18 protein-coding genes are annotated in these 16508 nt (G+C 72.1%); 10 read left to right on the top strand and 8 right to left on the bottom strand.

Annotated elements, in window-relative coordinates; all coding sequences use genetic code 11:
* Nucleotides 1–92 precede the first annotated feature (92 nt).
* Entirely contained in the window at nt 93–1082 is a 990-nt protein-coding gene (locus ACLJQE_RS31335) for an aldo/keto reductase family protein (RefSeq protein ID WP_410643114.1), read from the top strand.
* Between the two features lie 12 nt (nt 1083–1094).
* On the opposite strand, the gene ACLJQE_RS31340 is transcribed toward ACLJQE_RS31335, so the two are convergent.
* From ACLJQE_RS31340 to ACLJQE_RS31350, 3 genes are read right to left on the bottom strand one after another with little or no spacing between them, the layout of a single operon-like run.
* The gene (locus tag ACLJQE_RS31340; protein ID WP_410643115.1) at nt 1095–1307 is read right to left on the bottom strand and encodes a hypothetical protein; all 213 of its coding nucleotides are present in this window, start codon (nt 1305–1307) and stop codon (nt 1095–1097) included.
* A complete protein-coding gene (locus tag ACLJQE_RS31345; protein WP_410643116.1) occupies nt 1300–2142 on the bottom strand; it encodes a phosphoribosylaminoimidazolesuccinocarboxamide synthase in 843 nt (280 codons plus the stop codon). Before ACLJQE_RS31345 ends, ACLJQE_RS31340 begins: the two co-directional genes overlap by 8 nt.
* Nucleotides 2139–2888 (bottom strand): GntR family transcriptional regulator, encoded by a 750-nt coding sequence (locus tag ACLJQE_RS31350; protein ID WP_410643117.1) that lies wholly within the window; start codon nt 2886–2888, stop codon nt 2139–2141. The genes ACLJQE_RS31345 and ACLJQE_RS31350 overlap by 4 nt, the downstream gene beginning before the upstream one ends.
* 138 nt (nt 2889–3026) lie before the next feature.
* Between ACLJQE_RS31350 and ACLJQE_RS31355 the strand changes: the two genes are divergently transcribed.
* Nucleotides 3027–3476, top strand: a complete 450-nt coding sequence (locus ACLJQE_RS31355; protein WP_410643118.1) for a hypothetical protein — start codon at nt 3027–3029, stop codon at nt 3474–3476.
* Here the strand turns inward: ACLJQE_RS31355 and ACLJQE_RS31360 are convergent.
* Nucleotides 3473–4150 (bottom strand): 2-C-methyl-D-erythritol 4-phosphate cytidylyltransferase, encoded by a 678-nt coding sequence (locus tag ACLJQE_RS31360; RefSeq protein WP_410643119.1) that lies wholly within the window; start codon nt 4148–4150, stop codon nt 3473–3475. The two genes, ACLJQE_RS31355 and ACLJQE_RS31360, sit on opposite strands and share 4 nt — an antisense overlap.
* Nucleotides 4151–4254: 104 nt before the next feature.
* Here ACLJQE_RS31360 and cobT point away from each other — a divergent pair, with 104 nt between their 5' ends.
* On the top strand, nt 4255–5331 hold the full coding sequence (gene cobT / locus ACLJQE_RS31365) for a nicotinate-nucleotide--dimethylbenzimidazole phosphoribosyltransferase (RefSeq protein WP_410643120.1): 1077 nt from the start codon (nt 4255–4257) through the stop codon (nt 5329–5331).
* Between the two features lie 53 nt (nt 5332–5384).
* Here cobT and ACLJQE_RS31370 read toward each other — a convergent pair whose 3' ends face one another.
* Nucleotides 5385–6488, bottom strand: a complete 1104-nt coding sequence (locus tag ACLJQE_RS31370; protein ID WP_410643121.1) for a branched-chain amino acid aminotransferase — start codon at nt 6486–6488, stop codon at nt 5385–5387.
* 96 nt (nt 6489–6584) lie between these two features.
* Between ACLJQE_RS31370 and ACLJQE_RS31375 the strand changes: the two genes are divergently transcribed.
* Nucleotides 6585–6887: a hypothetical protein gene (locus ACLJQE_RS31375; RefSeq protein WP_410643122.1), complete on the top strand. Its 303-nt coding sequence runs from the start codon at nt 6585–6587 to the stop codon at nt 6885–6887.
* On the opposite strand, the gene ACLJQE_RS31380 is transcribed toward ACLJQE_RS31375, so the two are convergent.
* Together ACLJQE_RS31380 and ACLJQE_RS31385 are read right to left on the bottom strand one after the other, a co-directional pair.
* A complete protein-coding gene (locus ACLJQE_RS31380; RefSeq protein ID WP_410643123.1) occupies nt 6844–7506 on the bottom strand; it encodes a DUF402 domain-containing protein in 663 nt (220 codons plus the stop codon). The two genes, ACLJQE_RS31375 and ACLJQE_RS31380, sit on opposite strands and share 44 nt — an antisense overlap.
* A 93-nt stretch (nt 7507–7599) precedes the next feature.
* A complete protein-coding gene (locus ACLJQE_RS31385; RefSeq protein WP_410643124.1) occupies nt 7600–8445 on the bottom strand; it encodes a hypothetical protein in 846 nt (281 codons plus the stop codon).
* A 109-nt stretch (nt 8446–8554) separates the two neighbouring features.
* On the opposite strand from ACLJQE_RS31385, the gene ACLJQE_RS31390 reads away from it, so the two are divergent.
* From ACLJQE_RS31390 to ACLJQE_RS31410, 5 genes are all read left to right on the top strand, one after another.
* Nucleotides 8555–10054 (top strand): leucyl aminopeptidase, encoded by a 1500-nt coding sequence (locus ACLJQE_RS31390; RefSeq protein ID WP_410643125.1) that lies wholly within the window; start codon nt 8555–8557, stop codon nt 10052–10054.
* Between the two features lie 164 nt (nt 10055–10218).
* Nucleotides 10219–12183, top strand: coding sequence for a TRAP transporter permease (locus ACLJQE_RS31395; protein WP_410643126.1), 1965 nt, complete (start codon nt 10219–10221; stop codon nt 12181–12183).
* On the top strand, nt 12180–13154 hold the full coding sequence (locus tag ACLJQE_RS31400; protein WP_410643127.1) for a TAXI family TRAP transporter solute-binding subunit: 975 nt from the start codon (nt 12180–12182) through the stop codon (nt 13152–13154). Before ACLJQE_RS31395 ends, ACLJQE_RS31400 begins: the two co-directional genes overlap by 4 nt.
* 9 nt (nt 13155–13163) lie before the next feature.
* The gene (locus ACLJQE_RS31405) at nt 13164–14129 is read left to right on the top strand and encodes an SMI1/KNR4 family protein (RefSeq protein ID WP_410643128.1); all 966 of its coding nucleotides are present in this window, start codon (nt 13164–13166) and stop codon (nt 14127–14129) included.
* Between the two features lie 10 nt (nt 14130–14139).
* On the top strand, nt 14140–14592 hold the full coding sequence (locus tag ACLJQE_RS31410) for a GNAT family N-acetyltransferase (RefSeq protein WP_410643129.1): 453 nt from the start codon (nt 14140–14142) through the stop codon (nt 14590–14592).
* On the opposite strand, the gene ACLJQE_RS31415 is transcribed toward ACLJQE_RS31410, so the two are convergent.
* Nucleotides 14589–14933 (bottom strand): oxidoreductase, encoded by a 345-nt coding sequence (locus ACLJQE_RS31415; RefSeq protein ID WP_410643130.1) that lies wholly within the window; start codon nt 14931–14933, stop codon nt 14589–14591. The genes ACLJQE_RS31410 and ACLJQE_RS31415 overlap by 4 nt on opposite strands.
* Nucleotides 14934–15115: 182 nt before the next feature.
* Between ACLJQE_RS31415 and lpdA the strand changes: the two genes are divergently transcribed.
* A complete protein-coding gene (gene lpdA / locus ACLJQE_RS31420) occupies nt 15116–16489 on the top strand; it encodes a dihydrolipoyl dehydrogenase (RefSeq protein ID WP_410643131.1) in 1374 nt (457 codons plus the stop codon).
* Nucleotides 16490–16508: the final 19 nt, after the last annotated feature.

The raw sequence follows: 16508 nt of genomic DNA on the forward strand, positions 1-16508 counted from the left end.
TGCGCCCGCCCGCCGGAGCGGCGCCGGAAGCGAGGCTGGAGTCACTCCAGGATCGTTAGCAAAGCAAACGATTACCGCCTAAGCTCGGCGGCATGGAGTTTCGTCGTCTCGGCCGCAGCGGCCTCAACGTCAGTGAGATCTCGTACGGGAACTGGCTCACCCACGGTTCCCAGGTCGAGGAGGACCAGGCTCGCGCCTGCATCCAGGCCGCACTCGACGTCGGCATCACCACCTTCGACACCGCCGACGTCTACGCCAACACCGCCGCCGAGTCCGTGCTCGGGCGCGGCCTCAAGGGCCGGCGGCGTGAAAGCCTGGAGATCTTCACCAAGGTCTTCTGGCCCACCGGGCCCAAGGGGCCCAACGACAAGGGCCTGTCCCGCAAGCACGTCATGGAGTCGGCGCACGCCAGCCTGAAGCGGCTCGGCACCGACTACGTCGACCTCTACCAGGCGCACCGGTTCGACCGGCACACCCCGCTCGAAGAGACGATGGTCGCCTTCGCCGACCTCGTCCGCCAGGGCAAGGTGCTCTACGTCGGCGTCTCCGAATGGACCGCCGAGCAGATCTCCCGCGGCGCCGCCCTCGCCCGCGAGCTCAACATCCCGCTCGTGTCGAACCAGCCGCAGTACAACATGCTCTGGCGCGTCATCGAAGAGCAGGTCATCCCCGCTTCCGAGCGCGAAGGCCTGAGCCAGATCGTCTGGTCGCCGATCGCGCAGGGCGTGCTCACCGGCAAGTACAAGCCGGGCCAGGCCTACCCGGAAGGCTCGCGCGCCACCGACGAAAAGGGCGGCGCCGACATGGTCGCCCGCTTCCTCGACGAGGACGTCCTCAAGCGTGTCGCCGAGCTGGAGCCCCTCGCCGAGCAGGCCGGTCTGAGCCTCGCTCAGCTGGCCGTCGCGTGGGTGCTGCAGAACCCGAACGTCGCCTCCGCGATCATCGGCGCTTCGCGGCCGGAGCAGGTGCACGAGAACGTCAAGGCCGCCGGCCAGAAGCTCGACGCCGACCTGCTGACCGCCATCGACGAGGTCCTCGGCGACGTCGTCGAGCGCGACGCGAGCCTGACCAAGAGCCCCTAGTCCCTGAGTGGCTCAGTCCTGGTTGATCCGTCCCTGGAACGGCACCCCGAGGTCGAACGCGTCCTCGGGGGCCATCCGGGGCTCCAGGCCGAACCCGCGCAGGAGGCGGCCGGCCCCGGCCAGGCGGTCGCCGCCGCGCCCGGGCACGCGCGAGGGTTTGAGGCCGTGCGCGACGAGCAGGCTTTCGACGTCGTCGATCAGCCGGTACGGGTCGTATTCACCCACGGACCCAGGTCTTCCCCGTGATCCGCTCGTAGACCTCGGTGTAGCGCTGCCGCGTCTGCTCCACGATCTCCGCGGGGATCTCCGGTCCGGGCGGGGTCTGGTCCCAGCCCGTCGAACGCGACCAGTCGCGGACGAACTGCTTGTCGAACGCGTGCTGCGGACGGCCCGGCTCCCACGCGTCGGCCGGCCAGAACCGCGACGAGTCCGACGTCAGGACCTCGTCGCCCAGGGTCAGCGTGCCGTCGGCGTCGAAGCCGAACTCCAGCTTCGTGTCCGCGATGATGACGCCCTGGGCGGCCGCGTGTTCGGCGCCCTTCGTGTAGATCTCCAGCGTCAGCTCGCGAAGCCGCTTCGCGGTGTCTTCGCCGATCTCGTTCAGCACCTCGTCGAAGGTCATGAACTCGTCGTGGCCGGTGTCGGAGATCTTCGTCGTCGGCGTGAAGATCGGCTCCGGGAGCTTGTCGCCCTCGACCAGGCCCGGCGGCAGCGCGACGCCGGAGATCTTGCCGTCGCGCCGGTACTCGCGCAGGCCGAGGCCGGCCAGGTAACCGCGCGCGATGCACTCGACCTGGACCATCTTCAGCGGCTTGCAGCGCATCGCGCGTCCGGCGAACTCCCCGGGCACGTCGGTGGTCGACACGACGTGGTTCGGGACGACGCCGGCCATCCGGTCGAACCACCAGGCCGACAGCTGGTTGAGCAGCTTGCCCTTGTCCGGGATCGGCGTCGGCAGCGAGACGTCGTAGACCGAGACGCGGTCGGAGGCGACGAGCAGGATGTCCCCGCCGTCGAGCTCGTACAGGTCACGGACCTTGCCCGCGTGGATGTGCTTCATTCGCCGTCCTCAGTCGTGTACTCGTAGAAAACCCAGTGGTCGGGCAGGGCGGCGGACTCACCGTACTCGAGGACCGTCCCGTCGGCCGCCAGGAAGGTGCTCCGGCCGAGCAGCACCGGCGACCCGGCGGGCAGCCCCAGCTCGGCCGCCTCCTCCTCGGCGGCGCGACCCGCCGCGTGCCGTTCCTGCGTCGTCGCGATCTTCGTGCCGAGCCGGGCGGCCACGTGGGCCGCGGTGCCTTCGACGATCCGCTCCGCCACCAGCAGCGCCGGCGCCTTCGCCGACAGCGCGCCGTCGAACCACGAGGTCGACGTCGACAGCGGCCCCGAGTCGGGACCGTAGGTGGTGCGCCGCCGCCGGATCACCGGGGCGCCCTCCGCCAGGCCGAGTGCGGCCGCGGCACGTTCGGAAGCCGGCTCGAGGCCGGCCGAGCGGATCACCGCGTAGTGGCCCGGCGGGTAGATCCGGCCCGTCCGCACCGAGGCGGCAGTGCGGTCGCGGGCCGTGCGGTGCAGGCCGCCGCGGTCGACGACCGTGCCGACGCCGCGGACGGGCCGCACGAGCCCCTGGGAGCGGAGCGTGGCCAGCACCTTGGTGGCCGTCGCCATGGCGACGGTCCAGGTACGCGCTATCTCGCGGGCGGACGGCACTGCGTCGCCCTCCTGCAACCGGCCGGACAGGATGTCGTCACGGATCCGGCCCGCGATCTGCAGGTACGGCGGCTCAGGGCGGTCGAGGGTGGGCAAGGCGGCTCCTCACAGGGACAACGCGCACAAGTGTTCTAGCACGCCGGGGGGTGTCCCACAAAGGCCTGTTCAGAACCACCCAGGTGTACTAGTACACGCTCTGGACTGTGCTCTAGTACGCAAGTTACCCTCGGAAGTGTGTCCCCGCCCACACCGCACTCCGGATCCAGCGGCCAGGGCCTCGAGGAACTCCTCGAGGAACTCCGGCGCCGCAAATGGGTGCTGCACCTGTTCGGCGGCCGCGAGGCCCCGGAGATCTACGCGGCCGTGCACCGGTGGCCGACCTGCGCGGACGTCATCATCCTCCGCGACGAACACCGGGCCAGTGCCTACCGCGTGCCGACCTTCCCCGGCACGGACGTGTTCAACCCGCGGGTCGTCACCTGGCAGTACCACGCCACCCCGGTGTGGACACTGCGGGCGGTGCTCACCCTGGCGGAGCCCGGCACCCCCGGCGCACCGCTGCAGGCACTCCGGCCACAGCCGGACTGCCGGATCCCGCCCGACCTGCGCCACGACGTCACGATCCGGCCGACCGGAACGCACGCGGAGGGAGACGACGGTGGCGGCCCGCCCGCGTGCGCCTAGCGGGCCAGCAGCCGCTCCGCGACGACGAGGTCGTGGGGATAGGTGATCTTGAGGTTCTCGGGAGCCCCCGGAACCCAGCGGATCGGCAGGGAGGAGAACCGCTCCATGCAAGAAGAAGTGTCCGTCCCGACGAAGCCTTCACGCTCGGCCTTCTCGTAGGCCTCGAGCAGCGGTCCGGCCCGGAAGCCCTGAGGCGTCTGGACGCGGATCGCGCCGGGCACCTGGGCGACCAGGTGCCCGGCATCCACCTCGACGACGTCGTCCGCGGCCAGGCCCGGCACAGCCCCCCCGTCCTCGCGTGTCCGGGCCAGCACCGCACCGACCAGTTCGGGGTGGACCAGCGGCCGGGCCGCGTCGTGCAGCAGCACGGCGTCGACCCGGCCGCCTGTTATCCGGGGGGCGAGGTGGCGCAGCGCGTTGAGCTCGGAAGCCTGGCGGGTGTCGCCGCCGAGCACGATCTCGACGCCGTCGCCGGCCACCTCTTCGGCGAGTTCCCGGTCCTGCGGCCGGATGACCAGCACGAGCACGCCGATGCCGGGCACGTTCCGGAAGGCATCGAGCGACCAGGCCACCACCCGCCGCCCGGCCAGGGGCAGGTAGACCTTGTTCAGCTTCGCGCCGACGCGGGTCCCCGCGCCACTGGCCAGCACCACCGCGGCCGCCGTCGTCTCCACGAGCCGCGAGACTACTGGGCGCCGGGGCGCGTCCCACCGGCCCCACGACCGCCCCAGCCCGGTAGGTTGACCACAGCGTTGCCGTGCAACAGGAAGGCCCTGGTGTGGAGCCGGAAAACATCGAGTTCCCCGAGATCACCCCGCCCGACGACCACGCCCGGTCCGCCGCCATCGCGCTGCACGGCAAGCTGGTCAAGCCCGCCGGGTCGCTGGGGCGGCTCGAAGAGCTGGGCGTCTGGATCGCCGCCTGCCAGGGGCAGTCGCCGCCGCGGCCGTTCACCCGGCCGCGGGTCGTCGTCTTCGCCGGGGACCACGGCATTGCCGCCAAGGGCGTCTCCGCCTATCCCGCCGAGGTCACCGCGCAGCTGCTGGGCACCATGCTCACCGGCGGGGCCGCGATCAACGTCCTGGCCGCCGCCGCGGGCGCGAGCGTGCGGGTCGTCGACCTGGCCGTCGACACCGAAGCCCCGGCAACCCGCTCGATCGGCGAGTTCAAGGTCCGCCGCGGCTCCGGCTCCATCGACGTCGAAGACGCGCTGACCGCCGACGAGGCCAAGGCCGCCGTCCGCGCCGGGATCGCGATCGCCGACGCCGAGGTCGACGGCGGCGCCGACCTGCTCATCCCCGGCGACCTCGGGATCGGCAACAGCACGCCGGCGTCGGTGCTGGTGGCGGCGCTGACCGGCAGCGAGCCGGTGGCCGTCGTCGGCCGCGGTTCCGGCATCGACGACGACGCGTGGATGCGCAAGGCCACCGCCGTGCGCGACGCCCTGCGCCGGGCCCGCGCGGTGCTGGCCGACCCGGTCGACCTGCTGCGCACCACGGCCGGCGCGGACATCGCCGCAATGGCCGGGTTCCTCGCCCAGGCCGCGGTCCGCCGGACGCCGGTGGTGCTCGACGGCCTGGTCACCTCCGCCGCGGCGCTCGTCGCCGAGGACCTCGCCCCGGGCGCGCGGCGCTGGTGGGTCGCGGGCCAGCGGACGGCCGAGCCGGCGCACGCACTGGCGCTGGAGCACCTGGACCTGGGCCCGCTGCTGGAACTGGACGTCCGGCTCGGCGAGGGCACCGGTGCGGTGACCGCGTTGCCGCTGCTGATGATGGCCGCCCGCGTCCTCGCCGAGACGGCCACCCACGAGCAGGCCGGCGTCTCCGGTCCGCTGATCGCCGCGCCCGCCTCCTGACGGAATCGGCCCCCGCACTCGTCGGAGTGCGGGGGCCGATTTTCCGGGAAGCGTCAGCCGAGCCGGACCATCCACCGGTCCGGGTCGGGCCGGGTGCCCTCCTGGATGCCCGTCAGCTCTTCACGCAGCTTCATCGTCAGCGCGCCCGGCTGCCCGTCGGCGATCGTGAACTCGCCACCTCCGTGCTTGACGTGCCCGACCGGCGTGATCACCGCCGCGGTGCCGCAGGCGAACGTCTCGGTCAGCTCGCCGGAGGCCGCCGCCTTCTCCCACTCGTCGGTGGAGATGCGGCGCTCCTCGATCTTGTACCCGAGCCGCGAAGCCAGTTGCAGCAGCGACTTGCGGGTGACGCCGGGCAGCAGCGAACCCGTCAGCTCCGGGGTCACCAGCCGGGCGTTCTCGCCGGAGCCGAAGACGAAGAACAGGTTCATCCCACCCATCTCCTCGACCCAGCGCCGCTCGACGGCGTCGAGCCACACCACCTGGTCGCAGCCCTTCTCGACGGCCTGCGCCTGCGCCACGAACGACGCCGCGTAGTTGCCGGCGCACTTGGCCGCGCCGGTACCGCCGGGGGCCGCCCGGACGTACTCGGTGGACAGCCAGACGCTGACCGGCTTCACCCCGCCCGAGAAGTACGACCCGGCCGGCGAAGCGATGACCGTGTACACGTAGTCCGCGGCCGGGCTGTTGACGCCGAGCCCGGTGGACGTCGAGATCATGAACGGCCGCAGGTACAGCGCGTCACCCTGGCGGGTGGGCACCCACCGGTTGTCGACGGCGACGAGCTCCCGCAGCGACTCGATGAAGACGTCCTCGGGCAGCTGCGGCATCGCGAGCCGCTCGGCCGACTGCCGGAACCGGACGGCGTTGGCGTCCGGGCGGAACGACGCGATCGAGCCGTCCGGCTGGCGGTAGGCCTTGAGGCCCTCGAAGATGGCCTGGCCGTAGTGCAGCACGGACGTCGCCGGGTCGAGGGTGAACGGGGCGTACGGCCCCACCTGGGCCTCGTGCCAGCCCCGGGCCTTCGACCACTTGACGGTGACCATGTGATCGGTGAAGTACAGCCCGAACCCCGGGGCGGCGAGTACCTCCGCGACACGGTCCGCGCTCGCAGGACTCGGGTGCGGGGCATGGGCGAACGGTGTCGTGGTCGTCATGGCTAGACGATACCGCTTGCTCGGACGCGCGTTAGTCGGATGTCCCACTGTTCCGGGTCTCCCGCGCCCGGAGCGTGATGACCCTAGGATGGCACCGTGACCTACCACTCCACGGAGCCGGTGCCCCGGCCCAAGACCGGCGGGGCCGACGTCAAGACGTTCGCCACCGCGGTGCTGCTGACCTTCGGTGTCGGTCTGCTCGGCATGGTCGGCTGGGCCGTGCTCAGCAGCGGCTTCGGCTTTTTCCTCGGCCTGGTCGGCGGGACGTTCGCCATCGTGTGGTGGCGGAGCATCCACGGCAAGAAGGTGTTCCCGGCGGTGATCCCGACGAAGTCGGTCGTCATCCTCGCCGTCGTCAACGCGGTGCTGGCGCTGATCCTCGTCCTGATGGCGGGCTGAGCTCCGCCGGCAGTTCCGGCGCCGGCCAGCCCTCGTCCGGGCGGAAGTCGGTGTCGGTCCCGTCGAAGGGGTAGGCGCCGCGTTCGGCCAGCGCGCCGATCCGCTCGCCCTCCGCGCGCAGCCGGTCGAACTGCTCCAGCGTCAGGCGGCCGACTTCCAGAGCGGCCTCGGCCTCGTCCTCGTCGTCCCAGCGCCAGCTGCCGTCGCGCTCGACGACGACGTCGAGCACGCCGTCGATCCGGTCGACCGCGCCCGCCGTGCGGCCCAGCGGGATCTCCAGGTTGACGTACCAGTTCTTGAACCGGCCTTCGAGGTCGAAGAACCACCAGACCGAAGACCACTCGTCTTCGGGAATCCGGCGCAGCGTCGACGCGCCGTGCCAGGAGTCCGGCACCGCCACCCGCGGGATGCGGAACCGCTGGTCCAGCGGGGCGTCCCGCATCAGGCGGCCGTCGGCGAGCCTGCTGCCGACGATCGGGGTGCCCGCCGGCAGCCAGGCCAGCAGGACGCGGCCGTCGTCTTCGAGGACGCGCAGCGGGTGGATCTGGCCGATCGAGCCGTCGGGACGGTGGAACCGTTCGACCACGGTCTCCCCCGGCCGCCAGCGTCGATCACTCACGGGTCCCACTGTACTAATCCGGCCAAAAGCAGGCCGCCCCCGCACGGCACGTAACCGTTGCCAGGAAGCCATGCGGCCGTGACTGTGGTCGGATTAGTGCAGATCGGCGCTGTACCTGCGCGCGCGTACGCCCAGTAGCAGTTCGAACACGGTCGCCAGGCCCGCGACGACCAGCACGGGCAGCGCCGGGAGCAGGGCCGCGGCCGCCGCGGCGACGACGATCCCGGCCAGGCCCGGCACCCCGGCGCGGGCCCGGACCTCGGCGCCGGCGGCGAGCGCGGGCACGACGGTCGCGACCACGGCCACGACCGTGAGCAGCGGCTGCAGGGCGTCCGCGTCGGCGGCGGACAGCAGGTCGCGCAGCGAGGTGAGCGACAGCCCGAGCCGCACCGCGCCGAGCTGGTGGAGCGCGGCGAACGCGGCCAGGACGGCGAGCGCACCGAGCAGCAGCACGCGCCGGACGGCGCGGTCGCGGCCCCACGGCCGCAGGAACGGCAGCACCAGCACGGCGGCGACGAGCACCCCCGCGAAGTCCGGCGGCCGCAGCCCGTCCGCCGTCCCCACCGGCGGCACGGCCAGGCACACCGCGACCAGCACCAGCCCCACGGCGAGCAGCAGTCCCCCGGTGCTCCGCACGACGACCGCCGGGAGCTTCAGGCCGGCGAACCCGGCCCCGGCGACGACCACGGCGAACGCCGCGGCCGCGAGTTCGCGGTGCGCCGGGAACACGTAGGCGCCGAACGCGATCGCGTAGACGGCCACTTCGGACAGCCGCGCGACGGCGACGACGGTCCGGTCGGCCGCGGTTTCCCCCGGTTCCGGCACCCGGGCCGCCACGCCCGCGGCGATCGCCGCCAGCACCAGCCCCGCGAGCAGCCACCAGCCCGCGCCCGCCGCCCCGGCCGCCAGCGCGACCAGCAGCCCACCGCCCAGCCGCACGCGGCCTCCCGCTCCCTGTGTTCACCCGTGGTCCGGTCGTCATTAGCATGGCTCACGATCCCGACCGGGCCGGTGCCCGGTGCCACCGAGAACGCGCGAGGAGCCAGAAGTGACCGTGCCTAAGCTCGCCCTGTCCGACAACACCGGGGAGGCACTGGCCAAGACGCGCGCCGACGTTGTCGTCATCGGCACCCTGCAGGGCGAGGACGGTCCGGTGCTCGCCACCGGCGCCGCCGCCGTGGACGCCGCCTTCGACGGCAGGCTCGCCGGCCTGCTGGCCACGCTCGGGGCGAGCGGGAAGGCCGAAGAGGTCGTCAAGGTCCCGACGCTGGGCAAGCTCCCGGCGGGGGTCGTGCTCGCCGTCGGCCTGGGCAAGGCGGGCGACGCCGTCACCCCCGAGCAGGTCCGCCGCGCCGCGGGTGCCGCCGGCCGCGCGCTGGCCGGCACCGACCGCGCGTTCGTCACGCTGTCCGAGCTCGACCTGCAGGCCGCCGTCGAGGGCACGGTCCTCGGCTCCTACGTCTTCACCGCCTACCGCTCCGAGAAGGGCGACAGCCCGCTGGCGAAGGCGGACTTCGCGAGCCCGGCCGACGGCACCGCCCGCGAGCACAAGGCGACGCTGAAGGCGGCCGGCAGCATCGCCGAGGCCGTCATCGTCGCCCGCGACCTGATCAACACCCCGCCGAACGACCTCTACCCGGCTTCCTTCGCCGACCGCGCCAAGCAGCTCGCCGAGGACAACGGCCTCGAGTTCGAGGTGCTGGACGAGAAGGCGCTGAAGCGCAAGGGTTTCGGCGGCATCCTCGGCGTCGGCGGCGGCTCGGCGCGGCCGCCGCGGCTGCTGCGCCTGGCGTACAAGCCGGCCAAGCCCGCCAAGAAGGTCGCGCTGGTCGGCAAGGGCATCACGTTCGACTCGGGCGGCATCTCGCTCAAGCCGGCCGCGAACATGGACCACATGACCTCGGACATGTCCGGCGCGGCCGGCGTGCTCGCGTCGGTCGCCCTGGCCGCGAAGCTGAAGTACCCCCTCGAGGTCGTCGCGCACATCCCGCTGGCGGAGAACCTGCCGTCCGGGACGTCGTACCGCCCGGGTGACGTGCTCACCATGTACGGCGGCAAGACCGTCGAGGTGCTCAACACCGACGCCGAAGGCCGGCTGGTCCTGGTCGACGCCATGGTGCGCGCGGCCGAGGAGAACCCGGACTACCTGATCGAGACCTCGACGCTGACCGGCGCCCAGCTCGTCGCGCTCGGCAACCGCACGGCCGGCGTGATGGGCTCGGAGGACTTCCGCGACCGCGTCGCGGCGATCATGCAGGCGACCGGCGAAAACGGCTGGGCGATGCCGCTGCCGGAGGAACTGCGCGCCGACCTCGACTCGCGGCTGGCCGACCTGGCCAACGTGACCGGCCACCGCTGGGGCGGCATGCTGGCCGCCGGGATCTTCCTGCGCGAGTTCGTCGCCGACGGCCTCGACTGGGTCCACATCGACATCGCGGGCCCGTCGTTCAACACCGGCTCGCCGTGGGGCTACACCGGCAAGGGCGGCACCGGCGTCCCGGTCCGGTCGATCGCCGCGGTGCTGGCGGACATCGCCGCCAACGGCTGAGCACTCCCCCGGCTCTCCAGCGCCCCAATGTGGCCTTCGGTGCGTTCAACGCAACCAAGGTGGCCTTCGGTGCGTTCAACGCAACCAAGGCCACCTTGGGGCGCTGGGGGCCGGTGATCGAATTGCCGCTTTCGGTGTGATCCGGGACACCGTACGGTGTCCGGGTGACGACCGAGCCGGTGGAACGCGACTCCCCCGCCGAAATCGCCGCCGAGCACGACGAGGAACGCCCGGCGCGGAAGCTGCCCAGGGTGCCCGACCGCGTCGTCTACTTCGTCGCCCTCGCCGTCGCGGTGCTGGTGCTCAAGCAGGTGTTCTTCCCCTTCGCCAAGGGCAACCAGTTCTACCTCGTGCTCTTCCTCGGCGTGACGCTGCCGCTGGTCTTCCTCTGCTACCGCCCGCGGCTGCGCGGCCGTGACGATCCCGGCTGGACGGACTGGGCGCTCGCCGTCACCGCCCTCGCCGTGGGCCTCTACCCCGTGCTCACCGGCTACGACGACTTCCTGAACCGCCAGGGCATCCTGTCCCCGCCGGACATCGTGGCCGGTGCCCTGCTGCTGGTGCTGATCCTCGAAGCGACCCGCCGCACCACCGGGGTGGTGCTGCCGATCGTCTGCCTGCTATTCCTCGCGTACGCCTACTACGGCGGCTTCCTCCCGCAGAACTGGGGCATCGCCCACGCGGGCATCGACTTCAGCCAGATCGTCAACGCGCTCTTCAACGACGCCAGCGGGTTCTACGGCACGCCACTGGACGTCGCGGCGAGCTACATCGTGCTGTTCACCCTCTACGGCGCGGTGCTCAACGCTTCCGGCGCCGGGCAGTTCTTCGTGGACATCTCGTTCGCCGCGTTCCGGAAATCGCGCACGGCACCGGGCCGGACCACCGTGCTGTCCGGTTTCCTGCTCGGCACGGTGTCGGGTTCGGGCACGGCCACCGCGGTCAGCCTCGGCTCGATCACCTGGCCGATTCTCAAGAAAGCCCACTACCCCAGGGAAAACGCGGGCGGCCTGCTCGCCGCGTCCGGCATCGGGGCCATCCTCTCGCCGCCGACGCTGGGTGCCGCGGCGTTCATCATCGCCGAGTACCTGCAGACGTCGTACCTGAAGGTGCTGATCTGGGCGACCGTCCCGACGCTGCTCTACTACCTCGGCATCGTGTTCGCGATGGAGGCCGACGCGCGGCGCTTCAAGGCCGAAGCCGTCGACGTGCCGCACGACGACCCGTGGCAGCTGCTGCGGCGCGGCGGCTACCACTTCCTGTCGCTGGCGATCATCGTCGTCTTCCTCGCCCTGGACATCCCGCCGTTCGCCGCCGTCGTCTACGCGACCGGCGTGGCCGCGCTCTTCGCGCTGCTCGCCCGGCGCCACGACGTCCGCGGCTGGGCGAAGGACATGGTCGACGCGCTGTCGGCGGGCGTCCGCGGCGCGCTGCCGGTGATCGCGGTGTGCGCGGCGGCCGGGGTGATCACCTCGACCATCACCAAGACCGGGCTGGGCCTCGAACTCGCCGACGCGCTGGTGGAACTGGCCGGCGCGCTCACCGACAACGGCACGCTGATCCTCGTCCTGACCGTGCTGCTCTCGGCGATCGCCGTCGGCGTGCTCGGGCTGGCCGTGCCGGTCACCGCGAGTTTCATCATCGCCTGGGTGGTGATCGGCCCCGCGCTGGAGACGCTCGGCGTCGCCGACGCCGAGCGCGCGATGTTCATCTTCTACTACGCCGTGCTGTCCGAGGTCACGCCGCCGACCGCGCTCGCCGCGGTGGCTTCGGCGGCGATCACCGGCGGCTCGGTGCTCGGGACCATGTGGCAGTGCTGGAAGTACACGCTCCCGGCGTTCCTGGTGCCGATCGCCTTCGTGCTGACCGACAACGGCGCTGCCCTGCTGCTGGAGTCCGACGCGCTCACCGTGCTGTGGGTGGCGGCGGTGTCCGCGCTCGCCGTCGCCGCGCTGGCCGTGGTGACCGGGGGCTGGCTCTTCGGGCCGGTCGGCCTGCCGGCCCGGCTGCTGTTCGTGCCCGCCGCTTTGTGCCTGCTCTACCTGGAGCCGGTCCCGATCGCGATCGGTGCCGGGTGCGGCGCCGCCGCCTTGCTCACCCACGTCGTGCTCACGAGGAGGACAGCATGAAACGCGCAGTCGCCGCCGCCGCGGTACTCGCACTGGCCGTCACCGGCTGCGGCGGGAAGCAGCAGACGGACCAGAGCGCCCCCGGCGGGACGCAGTCCTGCGAAGCCACCGAGGGCCGCATCACCATCGCCACCGGCAACAGCGGCGGCGTGTACTACGTGCTGGGCGGCGGGCTCGCCCAGCAGATCAGCAACGGCACGAAGCTGCGCGCGACGGCCGCGGAAACCGGGGCGTCGGTGCAGAACATCCAGCAGCTCGTCGCCGGCAACTACGACGTCGCGTTCTCGCTGGCCGACACCGCGGCGGACGCGGTGAACGGCAAGGGCTCCTTCGAGGGCAAGCCGCAGAAGATCCAGGCCCTGTCCCGGATCTACCCGAACTCCACGCAGGTGCTGGTGCGCACGGATGCCGGGATCAACAGCGTCGCCGACCTGAAGGGCAAGCGGATCTCGACCGGCTCGCCGAAGTCCGGCACCGAGGTGATCGCGAACCGCCTCCTGCAGGCGGCGGGGCTCAAGCCCGACGCCGACGTCCAGGCCCAGCGGCTGGACCTGGCCAAGACCGCGGACGGCATGAAGTCCGGGACGCTCGACGGGCTCGTCTGGTCCGGCGGGCTGCCGACGGCGCAGATCACCGACATCACCACGGCGTTGAAGGACAAGGTCAAGTTCCTGGACCTCACCCCGCTGCTGCCGGCGCTGAAGCAGGTCAACCCCGTCTACGACCAGGCCGTGATCCCGAAGGCGGCCTACGGCCAGCCCGCGGACGTGCCGACCGTCGTGGTGCCCAACCTGCTGCTGGTGCGCGAAGACTTCCCGGCGGGCAACGCGTGCGCGATCACGAAGCTGATCTTCGACAAGCAGGCGGAGCTGGCGAAGGTCCACCCGGCGGCGAAGGAGATTTCGCGGCAGCTGGCGACGCAGACCGACCCGGTGCCGCTGCACCCGGGCGCCAGGCAGGCGCTGGGCTAGGGTCGACGTGTGGACGCCGGTGAGTACCTCGAGGCGGCGGTCCGCGACGTCCTGACCGCGGCCGAACCGCGCGTCGACGACCGGATCGGGTACGCGGCCTTGCTGCTCGCGGTCGCCGGCGCCGCCGACGAGGCCGACCGGCTGGTCACCCAGTGGCAGGCCCGGACGGAACGGCCGGTGGTCGCACTGGCCGCCGACCCGGTGCGGGCCCGCGCGTGGGCGATGCTGTTCGAGGCCCGGGGCGGCCGTCCGGACTGGGCGGCGGGCCTGCCGCCGCTCGACCTCGACGCCGAAGAGCGCGCGCACACGGCGTCGCTGCGTCGTCCGGTCTCCGACCTCGAGGGCGTGCTCCCGCCGGGCCCGGTCGCCGAGGTGGTCAAGCACGTCGCGCCGGCACGCCCGGACCGGGTCCGCACCGCGCTGGCCGACGGCGACCTGGCGCTTTGGGCTTCGCTCGCCGGGCCGCACCCCGACGTCGCGCCGGTGGCGGCGACGCGGGCACTGGCCCCCGCGCTGGTGGCCGGCGCGGACCCGCTCGGGCTGCGCGACTGGGCACCGGCCTGCGCGGGCGCGCTGATCGCGGCCCTGCACGAGCGGTACCCGCCGGCGCTGGGCACCTGGCCGGAGCTGATCGCCGCGATCCGGCGCCTGCGCGGCGGCGCGGCGGTCCCTCCCCCGGCTTCGGACGCGGCGATCCGCTCGGCGGAGCTGCGGCTGGGCGTCGAGCTGCCCGTCGACCACCGCGAGTTCCTGCGCACCTGCGACGGCCTGCCCGCGGACGTGGTCTTCCCGCGCCTGCTCGGGACGGCGGACCTGCGCGCCAAGGGCGCTGTCGTGATCCTGTCCGAGCCGGCGGTGCTGCTGCTGTCGGCCGGCCACGTGGTGGAGGTCGACCCCGTGCTGGGCACGACGGTCCACGCGTCCTTCCGGGCGGCGCTGGTCCGGCACGCCACCCTGCTCGCCCAGGCAGGCTAGGTTGGACCCGGTGACCATCCTCACCGCGGAGAAGATCACCCCGGAGAACGTCGCCGCCGCGTGCCAGCTGGCCGTCGAGCCGCACCAGAGGGACTTCGTCGCACCCGTCGCCGTCTCGCTCGCCGAGGCGTACACGCAGCCGGACATCGCCTGGCCGCGCCTGATCCTCGCCGACGGCGAACCGGCGGCGTTCGTGATGGGCGGCTTCAACCCGGCCGCCGAGCTGGACTTCTTCCGCTGCGGGATCTGGCGGCTCAACGTCGGCGCGGGCGTCCAGGGCCGCGGCTACGGCCGGTTCGCCGTCGAGACGGTCCTGGAAGAAGCCCGGCGACGCGGTCAGCGGGCCGCGACGGTGCTGTGGATCCCGGCCGACGGCGGCCCGGCGGAGTTCTACCTCAAGCTGGGCTTCCGCCCCACCGGCCAGACCTTCAACGGCGAGGTCGTCGGCCGGATCGAGCTCTAGGCCTGGCCGCGCTTCTTCCGCTCGGTGTACTCGCGCATCCGCTGCGGGTACCCGACCCGCGCCACCTCGTACACCGGGATCGACCGGCGGTGGCCGAACTGCTGGGCCGCCTCCAGGCTGCTGATGCGCCGCCGGGTCCATTCGCCGTCGTGGGCGATCAACACCACAGTGGTCTCCGTGACGTTGGTCTTCGGCTCCACGAACGCCTCGACACCCCGCCGCGTCGCCGCCCACTCCTCGAGGTGACGGGTATCCTCGGAACTGGCTTTCCGCAGCGTGCCGGCCCGCTGACCACCCTTGGCCCGCCTGCGCAGCGAGTCGAAGAGACCCACCTCGACCACCCTCCCTCACGAGACTTTCCCCACTCATTATCCCGGACCGCGCGTGTGGTCGGCGTCGCACACCCGGCTAGCTCGCAGCCCCGTCCGGCGTAGTGACAAGATGGCGGGTGTCGCGCGCGCGGTTATACCGGGCACGGGCGACGACAGAGCATCACCCCACTGCTTGCCGAGGAGTTAATGAAGTGACCGACACCTCCGCCGACCTCGTGATCCTGGGAGGCGGATCGGGCGGCTACGCCGCGGCGTTCCGCGCGGCCGAGCTGGGCCTTTCCGTCACGCTGATCGAGAAGGACAAGCTGGGCGGGACGTGCCTCCACCGGGGCTGCATCCCGACCAAGGCCCTGCTGCACGCCGCCGAGGTCGCCGACGAGACCCGTGAAGCCGAAGCGGTCGGCGTCAAGGCCGTCTTCGAGGGCATCGACATCGCCGGGGTCAACAAGTACAAGGACGGGATCGTCGCCCGCCTGTACAAGGGCCTGCAGGGCCTGGCCAAGGCGCACAAGGTGAACCTCGTCGAGGGCAGCGGCACGTTCGTCGGCGGCACGACCGTCGAGGTGGACGGCACCCGCCACACCGGCAAGAACGTCATCCTCGCCACCGGCTCGTACTCGCGCACGCTGCCCGGCCTGGAGCTCGGCGGCCGCGTCATCGCCAGCGAGCAGGCCCTCGCCCTCGACTACGTCCCCAAGAAGGTCGTGGTCCTCGGCGGCGGCGTCATCGGCGTCGAGTTCGCCAGCGTGTGGGCCTCCTTCGGCGTCGACGTCACCATCGTCGAGGCCCTGCCGCGGCTGGTCCCGAACGAGGACGAGTTCGCGTCCAAGCAGCTCGAGCGCGCTTTCCGCCGCCGCAAGATCGCCTTCAAGACCGGCGTGAAGTTCACCGGCGCGAAGCAGGACGACAACGGCGTGAGCGTTTCGCTGGAGTCCGGCGAAACCATCGAAGCCGACCTGCTGCTGGTCGCCGTCGGCCGCGGGCCGAACTCGGCGGGCCACGGCTACGAGGAGGCCGGCGTCAAGATCGAGCGCGGCTTCGTCCTCACCGACGAGCGGCTGCGCACCAACCTGCCGAACGTGTACGCCGTCGGCGACATCGTCCCCGGCCTGCAGCTCGCGCACCGCGGCTTCCAGCAGGGCATCTTCGTCGCCGAGGAGATCGCCGGGCAGAACCCGCGCGTGATCGACGAGAGCGGCATCCCGCGGGTCACCTACTCGCACCCGGAGGTCGCGTCGGTCGGGCTGACCGAGTCGCAGGCCAAGGACAAGTACGGCTCGGACGTCACGACGTTCACCTACGACCTCGGCGGCAACGGCAAGAGCCAGATCCTCAAGACCTCCGGCGGGGTCAAGCTGGTCAAGGCCCCGGACGGCCCGGTCGTCGGCGTGCACATGGTCGGCGACCGCGTCGGCGAACTGATCGGCGAAGCGCAGCTGATCTACAGCTGGGAGGCCTTCCCCGAAGACGTCGCCCCGCTGATCCACGCGCACCCCACCCAGACCGAGGCCCTCGGTGAAGCGTTCCTCGCCCTCGCGGGGAAGCCGCTGCACGTGCACAGCTGACGTCCCACCAGCAGAACCC

Origin of the sequence: Amycolatopsis sp. lyj-346, assembly GCF_046548975.1 — a bacterium.
Classification (GTDB): Bacteria; Actinomycetota; Actinomycetes; order Mycobacteriales; family Pseudonocardiaceae; genus Amycolatopsis.

Excerpts from the sequence above, each read along its gene's own strand:
- ACLJQE_RS31370 (WP_410643121.1), bottom strand. The coding sequence starts at position 6,488 with ATGACGACCACGACACCGTTCGCCCATGCCCCGCACCCGAGTCCTGCG.
- ACLJQE_RS31345 (WP_410643116.1), bottom strand. The coding sequence starts at position 2,142 with ATGAAGCACATCCACGCGGGCAAGGTCCGTGACCTGTACGAGCTCGAC.
- ACLJQE_RS31400 (WP_410643127.1), top strand. The coding sequence starts at position 12,180 with ATGAAACGCGCAGTCGCCGCCGCCGCGGTACTCGCACTGGCCGTCACC.
- ACLJQE_RS31335 (WP_410643114.1), top strand. The coding sequence starts at position 93 with ATGGAGTTTCGTCGTCTCGGCCGCAGCGGCCTCAACGTCAGTGAGATC.